Consider the following 13,621-nt stretch of genomic DNA (forward strand, 5'->3'; position numbering starts at 1 on the left):
GCGGACGGGGCCTTGCAAAACGCAGCTCCTTGCATGGCCTGGTCCAACTGCTGCGCCTTCGACTGAAGCGCAGAGGCATCAACCGCCAGGCCCACCCCCTCCCCTACACACACACCACGCGCGAATAGGAGGTAGGTGGTTTGCTCGCCGTTGTATTGTGGGCTAGGGCACGTGCCCCTGAAACCACCTCCCGCCTGGCCTAGATTGGCCTCTGGGCTCCAACTGGAGCAGTTGGTATGAAGCGAGTTGCTCAGAGTCGGGTTGCGCCGCTCGACCAGTAGTTGATTCGCGGAATTTGCATCCGAAAAAACGTATAGATTTAGGCCTAGGCCAAATAACCGTGTCGAAGGCCCCGAGTATGTCGTACCACATCCCTCCTTGGCCGCGCTGGCTCCCATGTCAGCCAAATACCGGCTGTCCATGCGCACCCGCGGGATAGCCAGGACGTCACTGGGTGGTACCAGCGAGCAGGCGTCTATGCTCTGCGCGAATAAGCTCGGGCTGCCGGTGAGCAGCACGAGCCACATCGCCACGAAGGCCACTAGCCTGACGATCGGTCCAATCCGGCTCAATTTGAGCTCCTCAAACTCCGCTTTCGCGTCAAAGCCGATGCGCGGCCCCGCCGGGTCTTGCTCAACCCGCTATCGCAGCTCGACGGTAGCCCCCAGTGCCTCTAGCCGGGCCTTGATCGCACCGGCTTCCGTTGCCGAAACGTTTTCCTTAATGATCGCCGTGGGCGCTGCGTCCACAAGATCGATCACCTCGATCAGCCCCAAGCCGGTCAACGCTCGCACCTCCCGAACCACCTGGATCTTGCGCAGCCCAGCGTTCACCAGGACGATGCGGTACTGCGTTTTCGCACTTGGCCGAGCGGTCGGTTTCTTCGGCGGTTTCTCAACGGGGGCAGGCTGCCGTGTAACGGGCTTTTTCTCCGCAGTCGGGGTGGGCCGTGGGGGCGGCGTCGGTGTTACGGCGACATCGTGGCGGGGCGGCTCCGCGGCTTGCGCCGGGGCGGTTTGCGCCTTCACCGCGCCCAGCCCGGACAGGAAGCCGCCAAGCACCGACATCAGCACGCCGACCGCGGCCTGACCGTCTCCGAACAGGACGCGTAGCGGAGCACCGATGCCCAGCACCGGCAGCAGCTGAGAGCCGATGCCGATCCACATAAGCCACTGACCCAATCGCTTGTCCATGCGATCGCTCGATCTATCCAGGTTTGAAAACCTACCGCCTCGATTTCCTAATTTAGCGTCGTGAACAAATCGCGGCATTGCCTTGATTTTCTCGGCGGCAATTAGGAAGGAAGTTCTAGCACTGACTATAGCAGCCGACACAACGGCGAGATCGGTGCAGTTCATGGCATGAGTCGATGGATTTTTAAGGATTATTTACGGAAATAGGCATTATTTTTTTCACTCACCGAGGGATTAGCCTAAGCCTCCCTCCACCCATTAGATCGATATCGATTATTCAAATAGATTTACATCATTTTTGGCTACCTAACGGCTCTGCTACTGTTATTCCACCCGCATTAATAGCCCACCCGAACGAGTACCACCGGGATTACTTATCGACAGGATCTACGGCATGAGCCAATCACCACGACAACTCCACCTCGGCGCCTTCCTGATGGGGGTCGGCCACCATCTGGCCGCCTGGCGCCACCCCGACGTCGGCCCGAGTGGCGCGGTCCGCTTTACTCACTTCAAACAGTTGGCGCAGTTGGCCGAACGCGGGCTGTTCGATGCGCTGTTCTTCGCCGACAACGTCGGCTTGCCGGCCGCCCTGTCCAGCCAGTTGAGCCGTGGCGGCCTGTCCTACCATTTTGAACCGCTGGCCCTGCTCGCGGCGCTCGCCGGCGTCACTGAGCGGATCTGCCTGGTCGCGACCGTGTCGGCGACCTACCTGCCGCCCTACCACCTGGCACGCAAGTTCGCCACGCTCGACCACCTGTCCGGCGGGCGCACCGGCTGGAACCTGGTCACCTCGGGCACCGACTGGGAGGCGCAGAATTTCGGCCTGAAAGAGCAACTGCCGCACCAGGAGCGCTACCGGCGCGCCGCCGAATACGTCGACGTGGTCAAGGGCCTATGGGACAGCTGGGAAGACGAGCCGTATCTGTTCGACAAAGAGAACGGCCAGTTCTTCGACCCGGCCAAGCTGCACCCGCTCAATCACGAAGGCGAGTTCTTCTCGGTGCGCGGCCCGCTGCAGACCGGCCGGCCTGTGCAGGGCTACCCGGTGATCGTGCAGGCCGGCTCGTCGGAAGACGGCCAGGAGCTAGCGGCCGCTACCGCCGAACTGGTGTTCACCGCCCAGCAGACGCTGGAAGGCGCGCAGACGTTCTACCGCGGCCTGAAGGCACGCGTCGTCGCCCACGGCCGCGCCGCCGACAGCGTCAAGATCCTGCCGGGCGTGCTGCCGGTGGTGGGGCGAACCGAACAGGAAGCGCAGGAGAAATTTGAAGAACTGCAGGCGCTGATCGACCCGGCGGTCGGTATCGGCCTGTTGTCCGGCCTGGTCGGCCACGACCTGTCTGGCTGCCCGCTCGACGGCCCGCTGCCGGATCTGCCTCCGACCGAAGGCTGGCAGAGCCGCCAGCAGTTGTTCGTCGACTTGGCCCGCCGCGAAAACCTGACGCTGCGCGAGCTCTACCAGCGCGTCGCCGCGGCGCGTGGCCACCGTACCGTGATCGGCACGCCACAGAGCATCGCCGACCAGCTGCAGCACTGGTTCGACGACGAGGCCGCCGACGGCTTCAACATCCTCGCCCCCGACGCTGCCGCACGGACTCGAGGCATTCGTCGATCGGGTGATCCCGGAGCTGCAGCGGCGCGGCGGCCTGAGCGGCTGACCGGATCACATCGCGACGAAGCCCCTGGTTCCGACCGGAACCAGGGGCTTCGTGCATGCCGACAGACGTCGGCCGAACCGGCTGAAATCGTCGCCACACCATGGTATCGTCATTCAACGAAGGCACACTGCCGGATCGGTGGCTCGCCCCGTCACTCTCAGTCGCTCAAGGATTCATCATGAAAGCCGCTCTCAGCCTGCTGTTGCTCGCGCTTGCCCTGCCGGCCCACGCCGAAGAGATCGGCGAGGTGTCGACCACCTTCCATCTGCTCAGCCCGAACGACAAGGTGGTGGTCGAGGCGTTCGACGACCCGTCGGTGGCGGGTGTGGCCTGTTATGTGTCGCGCGCCAAGACCGGCGGCTACAAGGGCGCGGTCGGCCTGGCCAAGGACCCGTCGCGCTTCTCGGTGGCCTGTCGCCAGATAGGCCCGATCAGCTTCGCCAAGCCGTTGCCGAAGCAGGAAGAGGTGTTCAAGCAGAGCGCCTCGCTGGTCTTCAAGCATGTGCGGGTGGTACGGCTGGTCGATAGCAAGCGCAACACCCTCGCCTACGTCACCTATTCGGACAAGCTGGTCGAGGGCAGCCCCGACAACGCGATCACCGCCGTGCCGGTCACCGGCCAGAAGATTCCGCTCAAGTAAGCGCCGCAGAGCCAGACTCACCCTGATTTCGCTCTACCTAATAGAGACCTTTGCCGACTGAAAGGAACACCATGCTCGACCAACGCTATCGCCAGCTGGTACGCGGCAGCGCGATCTACGACCTGCTCGTCACCGCGCCGTTTGCCACCCCGTGGACCTTCGCGCTGGTGCACCAGATGCTCAGCCAGATTTCCCCGCTGCCGCCGTTCCAACCGATCCACGTGCTGTTCGCCAACCTGCTCGGCAGCATCGTGGTGGTGTGGTCGCTGCTGCGCATCTGGCGACCGGAGCCTGTCTACGGTCTGTTCGATGCGATCGGCCGGGCGCTGTTCTTCACCTGGCAACTCTATTACCTGCTCGGTCACGGCAACAGCCCGGTGGTGTGGCTGTTTGCCGGCTTCGAGTTTTTCTTCTTCGTCACGCAGGCGTACGGCTACTGGCTGCTGCGCAAGGTCGAATCGGGCCGGCCGTCGCGCTGCCGGGTGGTGAATCGCTTCGCCGCCCTCGCCTGATCGCCACAGGTGCCACCACATGCTTTCGGCCAACCCGCAAGGTTGGCCGAATCGTTTAGAACGCCAGCACCATCACGCCGGCCACGATCAGCGCCGCGCCGAGCAACATCACGCCCAGCACGATGGCGAACACCACGCTCAGCTTGTCCACCGGCGCCAGCTGCAGCGCGCGGTAGTAGCACAGCCAGGACAAGCCGGTGGCGACGCCGGACAGCACCAGGAAGGTCAGCGGCTTGGGCGGCAGGTTGTCCGGCAACTGCCATTCGCGGCGCAGCGACAGGATCGCCGCGGTGACGGACAGGATGACGATGGTGCGTATGAAGGTGGCCAGGTTGCGGTTCATCCCCGCCACGCCCAGCTTGCCGAGGATCGCCGTCATCCCGGCGAACAAGGCCGAGCCGCATGCGTACGGCAGCCATGCCGGAAAATTCATGCACGACTCCCGAAGTGAGTCATCGATATCGGCCTGCTGGCCGTCTCCTCTTTAACCGTCGAACCCTATCCAGTTGACGCCGCGCCGCGACACCCCCGCCGCCAGTATCCGCGCGTCGGTCGTCAAACGCCGCGCCTTGGCTTACTCTTGATGCTTTCCTTCGCCCGCCACGACCAACACGATGCCCTTCGGCCAATCTACTGCTCCTGCCTTCGTCCTCGACGGACAAACCCATTTCCGTGACCTCGGCGGGCTGCCGACGCTACTGGGCCGTCGGGTGAAGCGCGGCGTGCTGTTCCGCTCCGGCGAGCTGTCCCAACTGTCCGACCGCGACAGGCAGACGCTCGAGGCGCTCGGCATCCACACCGTGTTCGACCTGCGCGCCGAGTCGGAACAGCAGCAGGCGCCGGACCGGCTGTCTGCGGCAACCCGGCTGCACGCCATCCCGATCCTGCAGGGCAGCTTCGATCCGACCGCGATCCTGCAGCAGCTCAAAAGCGGCGACACCGCGGCGCTCGACGCGCTGATGCCGGCGATCTACCGCTCGCTGGTCGCCGACTTCACCCTGCACTACCGCCAATTCTTCCAGGGGCTGGCCGCCGCACCGGACGGCGTGCTGTTCCACTGCACCGCCGGCAAAGACCGCACCGGCCTCGCCGCCGCGCTGCTGCTCGCCGCGCTGCAGGTGCCGGCCGACGTCATCGAGCAGGACTACCTGGCATCAAATGCCTCGCTCGCCACGCTGAACGAGCGCATCGCCGCGCGCTTCGCCCCCTACGGCGTCACGCTGGCCCAGCTCGAACCGCTGCTGACGGTGCGCGCCGGCTATCTGCAGGCGGCGTTTGCCGAGATCGAGGTGCGCTGGGGCAATCTCGGCCGCTATCTCGACGAAGGGCTGGGCATCGACCGCACCGCGCTGCAGGCACGCTTCCTGGTGCCGGCCTGACGCCACCGCCCACCGCGCAATGGAAAAAGGCGTCCCGAGCGGGACGCCTTTTCTTTCGCCCAGACAACAGGGCTGATCCAACCTCAAACGTTGGCCGAAAACGGCTCCAGCCGCGGCTCCTGCATCAGCCGCACCAGCGCGGCCGGCAGCACCGGCCGGCTGAAGCAGTAGCCCTGGATCAGGTCGCAATCGTGCAGCCGCATAAACTCGAGCTGCGCCTCGCTTTCCACCCCTTCGGCCACCACCAGCAGGCCCATCCGGTGCGCCAGCACGATGATGGTGGTGGCGATCGCTACGGCTTCGGGCTTGTTGTCGAGATCGACCACGAACGAGCGGTCGATCTTGAGCTGGTCGAACGGAAAACGGCTCAGATAGGCCAGGCTCGAATAGCCGGTGCCGAAGTCGTCGAGCGACAACTGCACGCCGAGCTTCTTCAGGGCGACCAGCAGCTTCACCGCCTTGTCGGGCGCCTCCATCAGCATGCTTTCGGTCAGTTCCAGCTCCAGGCAGCGCGCCGGCACCGCGTGCTGACGCAGCGCCTCCGCCACTTGCTCGACCAGGTCGCCGTTGTGGAACTGCCGCGCCGACACGTTGACCGCCACCTTGACTTCGCCGACGCCCTGCTCGATCCAGCGGCGAATCTGGCGGCAGGCGCTGTCGATCACCCAGCTGCCGATCGGCAGGATCAGCCCGGACTTTTCGGCCAAGGGAATGAACTGGCCGGGCGCGACCAGCTCGCCGTCATCGCGCTGCCAGCGCAGCAGCGCCTCGGCACCGGCCACCCGGCCGGTCTTCAGATCGACCTTGGGCTGGTAGTACAGCACCAGCTGCTCGCGGGCGATGGCTTGGCGCAGCGCCTTTTCCATGTCCAGCTTGGCCACCGCATCGTCGTTCATGTCGGCGGTGTAGAAGCAGAAGCGGTTGCGCCCGCCGTCCTTGGCTTGGTACATCGCCGTGTCGGCGTTGCGCAGCAAGTCGGTGGGGTTGAGGCCGTCGCTCGGGTAGACGCTGATGCCGATGCTGGCGCCGATGAACACCTCGTGGCCGCCGCCCAGCTGGAACGGCGTCTGGAGAATCTCAATCAGGCTTTCGGCCAACGTAGCGGCGTCCTGCGGTGTGCCGAGCGGCTCCATCACCAGCAAGAACTCGTCGCCGCCCAGCCGGCCGAGCGTGTCGCCGCTGCGCAGCCGCACCTTCAGCCGCTTGGTCACCTCGACCAGCAGCTCGTCGCCCACCGTGTGGCCGAGGCTGTCGTTGACGATCTTGAAGCGGTCGAGGTCGATGAACAGCACGCCGACCTGGCTGACGCTGCGCTCGGCCCGGCCGAGCGCCTCTTCCAGCCGGGCACGCACCAGCACGCGGTTGGGCAGCGCGGTCAGCGGGTCGAAGTGCGCCAACTGCTTCAGGCTGGCTTCGGACTGCTTGGCCAGGCTGATGTCGGCGCACACGCCGACATAGCGCAACGGCGCGCCCTGTTGGTTGAACACGGTGGTGACGGTCAGCCAGCAGGGGAACACCTCGCCATTCTTGCGCCGGTTCCAGATTTCGCCCTGCCAGCTGCCGCGGCGCTTGAGCCCCCGCCACAGCCGGCGGAAGAAATCCCGGTCGTGCAGGTCGGTCTGCAACAGCTGCCCGGCGGCCTGGCCGAGCACTTCGCGCTCGCGGTAGCCGGTGATGTCGGTAAACGCCCGGTTCACCGCCAGTACGGTACCGTCGAGATCGAAGATCACCACGCTGTCGCGCATGCTGTCGATCACCGCCGCCGATTGGCGCAGCATGCTTTCCACCTGCTTGCGTTCGGTGATGTCGGTGATGAAGCCGTGCCACAGGATGCTGCCATCGTCGCTGCGCTCCGGGTTGGCGCAGGCGTACAGCCAGCGAGTGAAGCCTTTCGGCCAGCAGATCCGGTATTCGTGGCGCCACTGCTGCAGGCTGTCGCCCGACTCGCGCAGCGAGCCGATCACCGCCCCCTTGTCCTCGGGGTGCACCATGCGGAACAACACCCGCGCGTCTTCGCGGACCTCATCCGGCGTCACCCCGCACAGCTCGGCGATGCCCTCGCTGACGTAGGGCACACAGGCCCGGCCGTCCGCCAGCAGGCGGAACTGATAGACTGTACCGGGCAGCTGTGCGGTCAGCTTCTGCAGGCGCAAGTCCATCTCGTGGCGTCGCGCTTCCTGCTCCTTGCGCTCGGTGATGTCAAGCACCGTGCTGTAGAGGCCGACCACCTCGCCGCGCGCGTTGCGCTCCAGCCAGGTGCGATCGTCCACCCACAGCCAGTGGCCGTCGACGTGGCGGATACGGTATTCCTGGGCGAACTCGTCCGGCCCGACCGACAGGTGCCGCTCGCGGATAGCGCGAAAATGGCGCCGGTCGTCGGGGTGGACCAGCGCCTCGTAACTCGGCTGACCGGCCAGCAACTGCGTCGGCAGATAGCCCCAGGAACGAATGTTGTCGCTGATGTAACTGACTCCCTGCGCCGGCCGCCCCAATAGTGCCACCGCCGGCGAGCGGGTGATGATGTCCGACTGGCGACGCAGCTCGCTGACGAACTGCTCCAGCTTGGCCTGCAGCGCCATCACCACCAGGCCGACCAACGACGAAGCCAGCAGGAAGGCCGACAGCAACAACAGCCCTTGTTGCTGATCTTCCTGGTAAAACGGCCCGATCGCCAACGACACCGCCAGGATCGCCAACGCCGACACCAGCATGGTCATCGTGGTGGTCACCCAGCCGCCAAAGCGGATCGCCCCCCACACCAGCAGCGGAAAATACAGCAGCACCAGAAAGAAGCGCTGCTCCGACGGCTCGGCCAGGCCGGCAAACAGCCCGGCCAGCAAGGTCAGCAGCGCCAACCCCAGCAGCAACGCCTCGAGCAGCATCGTCCGCACCTTGCGGCCGACCTGGCTATGACGCAAGGTCAGCAGCCACGGCGTCACCAGCAAGATGCCGACCACATCGCCCACCCACCAGCTCTGCCAGCTCGCGACCCACTGTGCCGGCGTCAGAATGCCGACCTCTTCCAAGACGCCGATGCCGAAGCTCGCCGGCACCACCGTCCCCACCCCGCTGGCCAACAACAGCGCCAGCACGTCGGTGATGCGCGAAAAGGTTGGCCGAAACGCCATGCGCTGCAACAGCGTCACCGCGACCACCGCACCGGTCATGCCGCCCAGCGGCAACACAAACGCCAGCGGCAAGGCGTACCCTATCGACAGATTGGTCAGTAACCCACCCAGGTACACCCCCAGGCCGTAACGTCGCCCCCACACCAAGAGCGCCGCCACCGCGATGCCCGATGGCGGCCACACCAGCGTCACCGCCGAGCCGTAATAGGACAGCGTCAGGCCGACGTGCGCCGCCCCGCAGTAGGCGAGCGCCACGGTCAGGATGCGCGGGAACGACAAGCCGGGAAGCGACAGGGGGGCTTGCGGCACCAACTCGCTGCGCCAGGTCATGGACGGGAACCCTTTCAAGAAAGTCGGCAAGCGCCGGCGCCGTAGGTCAACGAGCGCCCGCCCTCTTTGACAAATAACTACTCCCGGCCTTTTCTGAAACCGGTTTACTTATTTGTTGTAGCTCACCATCTACTTGAAAGTCACCCGCCTGACGGCGCTCATTGGCCCTTTCGATGCTTTTGGCAAGCCCAATCCCGGCCGCCTCCCGACATAGCCCCTGTCGGATCCGCCGCCAGACGGCAAAACGGCGCGGAGTTTAGTCCGCGCCGTCACCATGTTGCCCACACTCTAGTCGACATTACGCACCGGGTGTCGCCCCTCGATGCCGTCGTAGAACGCGCGGATCTCGGCGAGATCGCGCTCCAGATCACCGCTCGGATAGAACACCGGGCCGATGCCGCCGGTCTTGCGTCGGTAGTCGAGAAAGCCCAGCACCACCGGCACGCCGGCACCACGGGCGATGTGGTAGAAGCCGGTTTTCCATTCGGTAACGTGGCCGCGCGTCCCCTCCGGCGCGATCGCCACCACCAGCTCGCGATTGCGCTGGTACACCTCGACCATCTGCTGCACCAGGCTGCTCGAGCGGCTGCGCGACACCGGAATGCCACCCAACCAGCGCATCACCGGCCCGAGCGGCCCGCGAAACAGGTTGTCCTTACCCATCCAGTAGATCTTCGCACGCAGCGCGAAGCAGATGCCCAGCGTCAATGGAAAATCCCAGTTGCTGGTATGCGGCGCGCCGATCAGCACGTACTTGGGCAGTGCCGGAAAGTGGCCGCTGATCTGCCAACCACGCCAGCGCAGCAAGGCCCGCGCCAACGCGGCCAGCAGCCCGCCCAGCAGCGGCGTGTCAAAAATCGTAAAATGCATCGGATACCCGTTCGCAAAATGGCCGGCAGTCTAGCATGTTCCCCGCGTCACCCTACGCGCCGAACGGCGGAACTGCCCGTCCCGTCCACCGTCTGCTCATGCATGGCCTCCACACTCGACCTGCTTCTCAACGCTATACGCGCCTGCCGCCACTGCGAGGCCGTTCTGCCGCTCGGCCCCCGGCCTGTCGTGCAGGCCGGCCGAACCGCCCGGCTACTGATCGTCGGCCAGGCCCCGGGGACCCGGGTGCACGCCACCGGCATTCCATTCAACGACCCTTCCGGCGACCGGCTGCGCGACTGGCTCGGCATCGACCGCGCCACCTTTTACGACCCGGCCCGGGTCGCCATCGTCCCGATGGGCTTCTGCTACCCCGGCAAGAAAGGCAGCGGCGACGCCCCGCCCCGCCCGGAATGCGCCGCCCTATGGCGCCGGCGCCTGTTGGCCGAGCTGCCCGAGGTGCGACTGACCTTGCTGATCGGCCAGTACGCCCAGGCCTGGCACTTGGGAGAGCGGCGAGAGAAAACCCTGACCGACACGGTGCGCGCCTGGAGTGACTACCTGCCAGCGCAGTTCGTGCTGCCCCACCCCAGCCCGCGCAATGCCGGCTGGTTCGCCCGCAACCCGTGGTTTGCCGAAGAGACATTGCCGGCGTTGCGCGACGCGGTGCGGCACGCGATGACTGATGGATAATGGCGGCGCTCGCCCAGCGCTCCCTCTATGTCCACGGCCTTGCTGGCCGTCGACTGCATGACGGAGCAAACCGAGCGCCCTGACTACACACGCAAAACGACAAAAAGCCAACGGCACCGTATCGGTGCCGTTGGCTTTTGAAGAAAAGGACGATCAGGGAGCGGGCGGTAGGCCCTGGGCGTTCTGCTCTTCCAGCAGGCGAATCTGACGACGCATGCTGTCGAGCTTGGTCTGTGCTGTACGGCGTTCACTGTCGAGCGCCGCCGCCTGTTCACGCGCGACCTTCTGCTTGGCCGCGGCCTGCTGCTGGCTCTGGCGCTGGATCGTCTGATCGGCCCACAGCTGGTTCAAGCGCCCTTCAGTCGACGTGAGCATCCGCTCGGTGTACTCCTTCTGCGCCTCCAGCTTGGCGCGGCGAATCTCCACCTCGGCCAGCGACTGGGTTTCCTTGGTGAAGCCGGCGAAGATCGCCTCGGCCCGCGCTTCGTTCTGCGTCTTTACCACGCGCCAGAAGTTCTTCTGCTGGAACATCGCCACGTAGTAGCTCATCTCGCGTGGGTAGAACAGCAGGCTCGCCCCGAAGCTGCCGTTATAGGAGGTGCGCAGCTCGAATAGTGCGTTGGACTTCACCAGCTGCTGCAATTCCTGTACCGTGCTGCCCGCCATCGCCGATGCTGGCGGCTGTCGCTGCGTAGACGGCGGCACCTGTTGGCCGAACAGCACCGTCGAGCCGGCATTGGCGCCCGAGGACACCGTGGGCGGAGCCTCCGACACGACATCATCGGCCAAGGCCTTCCCTACTCCCCCAACCATCAACAGCGCGGCCAAGGCCAGCGCAGCTCCCGCTTTGTAGGTCTTCTGTTCCATTCCGTATTCCAGGCTCCAACGCTCGTTCTGTTTATGGTAGCGGCAATCCCACCTGGGTTTATGCACCATTTTCTTGTCATTAACAACCGTCTGCTGAGCGCTATTTTTCCATAATTGCGGCAACTCCGACACTGAATCTTGTGGTTCCCCGCGTCTTTTGCCCATCACATCTGAAAAGAGCCTTTGCCTCACACAAAATGTCATTGTCGCGCAATGAGCAGCACGCCGCCCCGCCCTCAATACACCAGCTGCCCCTGGCCGCAGCTGAGCGAGAGGTTATGCACCGTGCTGTAGCCAAGTTGCACACCCAGTAGCTGCAGCAGTGGAACGAGTGCCGCCGATAGCAAGTTGAACACAGGGGTCAGAGCAGTCTGCAAAATCGGCTTCAGGAGACCCAGCAGACCATTGGTCAGCCCCAAAATATCAACGAACAGCAGATTGAGATGCAGGGAGCTGAGTACGCCACTGAGCAGCTGGCTGGTCACATTGCTCAGCACTTGGCCGACATTGTTCGAGTTCGCCGTCTGGTAATCATCTGCATCACCGACTACCGCATTGAAGCTCAGCAAATCGGGGGAGCCGGTGTCAATGCTAAGGTTGAGCCCCTGCCCGGTCGGCGACTTCACCTGGATAGTGATCAGTCCGGGCACGGACGTGATCGTGGCGGGTTGGTTACAAGACAACTTGGCCGTATTGTTCGTCAGGCTGGCTTCCGCATCATCGCCTATGCACGCGGCCGCGATGCCGGGCTGAACGCTGATTTTAGCCACACTGGTCTTTGGATCAGTGGTGCACTGGATACTCTGCAGCCAGGCCGTCCCTTGTCCGGCTTCGAGTGCCAGGGGGAGGTTGAGCGCCGAGAAAGAGTACCCGCCGGCAGAGGGCCCCGCGCCTAACAGTTGAACACCAAGAAAAAGGCGAACCTGGGCGGCATGCGCGCTAGTCCGTGGCACCCCATGTGCATCAAGCCCGGGCTCCCCCGCCGCCAACACCGGCGGCTGAATGATTTTTGCCTTCACCGTCACCGAAGCCAGCGGGCTCAAATTGATAAGGTTCGAATCGAGAGTGACAGGCGATTTGCCTGCCTGTGCCACTTCGGCGGCCACCATCACCGCATCCAGCACCCCGATCGACGCACTCAATGCGGCATTCGGATTCGAAGCGTCCACTTGTAACACCCCTGGCACCGCCGAGGTGTTGCCCAGATTCACCGTCAGCCCCTTGGGAATGCTGAGCGCCAAGCTTTGCAAGGCACCGACATAGGTGGTATCGGTCTGTGACAGCACCTTGGCCATCGCCAGAGTAAAGTCCTGAATACTGATATTGGTCGCTAGCAAGTCCTGGACGGTACCGACGTTTAACTGCGTCATCAAGCTGGCCAGGTTGATGCGAGCGTTGGCCAGACCGTTGTAGGAGGCCAAGCTGAGATTGACATTCCCGCCGACCAGCGAGCTCAACAGCGAGTTCAGTAGCCCGCCACTCAGATTCGCCACCCCGGTACCGAGCGTAAACGCATCGGTGTTGGTCACCTTGGCCGTGGCATCGGCCGTAATCACGCGCGAGCCAAACGCAAAGAAGAACGGCACACTGCGCTGCAGATGCACCTGAACGGCGTTCGACGACGCATTGTTCTGCGCGGCAAAATAGGTGGGAGCGGCATACACCGCGGGGTCCCAGCGTCCGCAGGTAACGGTAATCTGGTCCCCGCTCTGCGTGGCAAAACCGTGCTGCTTGGCGTTTGCCGTCGCATTGCTGGTGGGCAAGCTGCAGCTGCTGTCCATCAGCTGCACCCCGGCCAGCGCCGCCATGTCTGTAGTGCGTTGCAACTCACGCCGCGCCATAAACACATTGCCGATATCGATCGATCCAAGCAGGATGACCGCCACGCTCAGCCAGATCACGGCCATGACGGCCACCGCACCACCCTGGGGACGCGACGGCGCGGCAGCAGGGGGGTGGGCCGACGCCATCTCAGTAGCTACCGCCCGAGGAGCCGGCATTCCCACCCCCGCTCGTCATCCACGAGCTGAAAAACGCCGGAATCTTGTGGCTAAAGCTGTCCAGGTAACGTGCATAGGCCGCCGTTGCCTCGTCGCCGAGCATGGGGAGACGGTTGGGACTAGCCGCCCCCTCCCGCTGCAAGGCCAGCAACGCCGCCGTGGCACTGCCCACTTGTTGTGATGCAACATCGTTGGCCGGCGCCGCTTCGGGGTGCTCCGCTGTTGCCGGCACGTTAGCGGCCGGGGGCTCTTCCGCGCGCACCAACGATGAGACAAGCAGGACACCCAGCGTCGCCATCACGAATCCAGCCTTCATAATCACTGACATAGCGCCACTCCTTAGAGCCT

General features: G+C 64.3%; 12 protein-coding genes. 5 read left to right on the plus strand and 7 right to left on the minus strand.

Annotated features, from left to right (window positions below; genetic code table 11):
- Positions 1 to 641: 641 nt before the first annotated feature.
- On the minus strand, positions 642 to 1,358 hold the full coding sequence (locus ACZ2IA_RS10155; protein ID WP_470292464.1) for a ribosomal protein bL12: 717 nt from the start codon (positions 1,356 to 1,358) through the stop codon (positions 642 to 644).
- A 229-nt stretch (positions 1,359 to 1,587) separates the two neighbouring features.
- Here ACZ2IA_RS10155 and ACZ2IA_RS10160 point away from each other — a divergent pair, with 229 nt between their 5' ends.
- The 3 genes from ACZ2IA_RS10160 (at position 1,588) to ACZ2IA_RS10170 (ending at position 4,006) form a co-directional block, all read left to right on the plus strand.
- Positions 1,588 to 3,036 carry an LLM class flavin-dependent oxidoreductase gene (locus tag ACZ2IA_RS10160; protein ID WP_470292465.1) on the plus strand — a complete coding sequence of 483 codons (1,449 nt, stop codon included), beginning with the start codon at positions 1,588 to 1,590 and terminating at the stop codon, positions 3,034 to 3,036.
- Complete coding sequence (locus tag ACZ2IA_RS10165; RefSeq protein WP_470292466.1) at positions 3,033 to 3,494, plus strand: CreA family protein; 462 nt, start codon at positions 3,033 to 3,035, stop codon at positions 3,492 to 3,494. The genes ACZ2IA_RS10160 and ACZ2IA_RS10165 overlap by 4 nt, the downstream gene beginning before the upstream one ends.
- 71 nt (positions 3,495 to 3,565) lie before the next feature.
- Complete coding sequence (locus tag ACZ2IA_RS10170; RefSeq protein WP_470292467.1) at positions 3,566 to 4,006, plus strand: hypothetical protein; 441 nt, start codon at positions 3,566 to 3,568, stop codon at positions 4,004 to 4,006.
- A 55-nt stretch (positions 4,007 to 4,061) separates the two neighbouring features.
- Here the strand turns inward: ACZ2IA_RS10170 and ACZ2IA_RS10175 are convergent, their stop codons facing one another.
- Positions 4,062 to 4,439, minus strand: a complete 378-nt coding sequence (locus tag ACZ2IA_RS10175) for an EamA family transporter (protein ID WP_470292468.1) — start codon at positions 4,437 to 4,439, stop codon at positions 4,062 to 4,064.
- Between the two features lie 181 nt (positions 4,440 to 4,620).
- Here ACZ2IA_RS10175 and ACZ2IA_RS10180 point away from each other — a divergent pair, with 181 nt between their 5' ends.
- On the plus strand, positions 4,621 to 5,385 hold the full coding sequence (locus ACZ2IA_RS10180; RefSeq protein ID WP_470292469.1) for a tyrosine-protein phosphatase: 765 nt from the start codon (positions 4,621 to 4,623) through the stop codon (positions 5,383 to 5,385).
- 83 nt (positions 5,386 to 5,468) lie between these two features.
- Here ACZ2IA_RS10180 and ACZ2IA_RS10185 read toward each other — a convergent pair whose 3' ends face one another.
- Both ACZ2IA_RS10185 and ACZ2IA_RS10190 read right to left on the minus strand, forming a co-directional pair.
- Positions 5,469 to 8,843, minus strand: a complete 3,375-nt coding sequence (locus ACZ2IA_RS10185) for a bifunctional diguanylate cyclase/phosphodiesterase (RefSeq protein ID WP_470292470.1) — start codon at positions 8,841 to 8,843, stop codon at positions 5,469 to 5,471.
- Positions 8,844 to 9,131: 288 nt separating this feature from the next.
- Positions 9,132 to 9,713 carry a lysophospholipid acyltransferase family protein gene (locus ACZ2IA_RS10190; RefSeq protein WP_470292471.1) on the minus strand — a complete coding sequence of 194 codons (582 nt, stop codon included), beginning with the start codon at positions 9,711 to 9,713 and terminating at the stop codon, positions 9,132 to 9,134.
- A gap of 102 nt (positions 9,714 to 9,815) precedes the next feature.
- On the opposite strand from ACZ2IA_RS10190, the gene ACZ2IA_RS10195 reads away from it, so the two are divergent.
- Entirely contained in the window at positions 9,816 to 10,406 is a 591-nt protein-coding gene (locus ACZ2IA_RS10195; protein ID WP_470292472.1) for a uracil-DNA glycosylase family protein, read from the plus strand.
- A 153-nt stretch (positions 10,407 to 10,559) separates the two neighbouring features.
- Here the strand turns inward: ACZ2IA_RS10195 and ACZ2IA_RS10200 are convergent, their stop codons facing one another.
- From ACZ2IA_RS10200 to ACZ2IA_RS10210, 3 genes are all read right to left on the minus strand, one after another.
- Positions 10,560 to 11,273 carry a DUF2968 domain-containing protein gene (locus ACZ2IA_RS10200; RefSeq protein ID WP_470292473.1) on the minus strand — a complete coding sequence of 238 codons (714 nt, stop codon included), beginning with the start codon at positions 11,271 to 11,273 and terminating at the stop codon, positions 10,560 to 10,562.
- A gap of 236 nt (positions 11,274 to 11,509) precedes the next feature.
- Entirely contained in the window at positions 11,510 to 13,273 is a 1,764-nt protein-coding gene (locus ACZ2IA_RS10205; RefSeq protein ID WP_470292474.1) for a TadG family pilus assembly protein, read from the minus strand.
- A complete protein-coding gene (locus ACZ2IA_RS10210; RefSeq protein ID WP_470292475.1) occupies positions 13,245 to 13,601 on the minus strand; it encodes a DUF3613 domain-containing protein in 357 nt (118 codons plus the stop codon). The genes ACZ2IA_RS10205 and ACZ2IA_RS10210 overlap by 29 nt, the downstream gene beginning before the upstream one ends.
- Positions 13,602 to 13,621: the final 20 nt, after the last annotated feature.

Source organism: Crenobacter sp. CS_VA4, assembly GCF_055597485.1.

Bases quoted from the DNA above. Each gene is read 5' to 3' on its own strand.
- ACZ2IA_RS10155 (WP_470292464.1), bottom strand. From the start codon at position 1,358: ATGAACTGCACCGATCTCGCCGTTGTGTCGGCTGCTATAGTCAGTGCT.
- ACZ2IA_RS10160 (WP_470292465.1), top strand. From the start codon at position 1,588: ATGAGCCAATCACCACGACAACTCCACCTCGGCGCCTTCCTGATGGGG.
- ACZ2IA_RS10165 (WP_470292466.1), top strand. From the start codon at position 3,033: ATGAAAGCCGCTCTCAGCCTGCTGTTGCTCGCGCTTGCCCTGCCGGCC.
- ACZ2IA_RS10170 (WP_470292467.1), top strand. From the start codon at position 3,566: ATGCTCGACCAACGCTATCGCCAGCTGGTACGCGGCAGCGCGATCTAC.
- ACZ2IA_RS10175 (WP_470292468.1), bottom strand. From the start codon at position 4,439: ATGAATTTTCCGGCATGGCTGCCGTACGCATGCGGCTCGGCCTTGTTC.
- ACZ2IA_RS10180 (WP_470292469.1), top strand. From the start codon at position 4,621: ATGCCCTTCGGCCAATCTACTGCTCCTGCCTTCGTCCTCGACGGACAA.
- ACZ2IA_RS10185 (WP_470292470.1), bottom strand. From the start codon at position 8,843: ATGACCTGGCGCAGCGAGTTGGTGCCGCAAGCCCCCCTGTCGCTTCCC.
- ACZ2IA_RS10190 (WP_470292471.1), bottom strand. From the start codon at position 9,713: ATGCATTTTACGATTTTTGACACGCCGCTGCTGGGCGGGCTGCTGGCC.
- ACZ2IA_RS10195 (WP_470292472.1), top strand. From the start codon at position 9,816: ATGGCCTCCACACTCGACCTGCTTCTCAACGCTATACGCGCCTGCCGC.
- ACZ2IA_RS10200 (WP_470292473.1), bottom strand. From the start codon at position 11,273: ATGGAACAGAAGACCTACAAAGCGGGAGCTGCGCTGGCCTTGGCCGCG.
- ACZ2IA_RS10205 (WP_470292474.1), bottom strand. From the start codon at position 13,273: ATGCCGGCTCCTCGGGCGGTAGCTACTGAGATGGCGTCGGCCCACCCC.
- ACZ2IA_RS10210 (WP_470292475.1), bottom strand. From the start codon at position 13,601: ATGTCAGTGATTATGAAGGCTGGATTCGTGATGGCGACGCTGGGTGTC.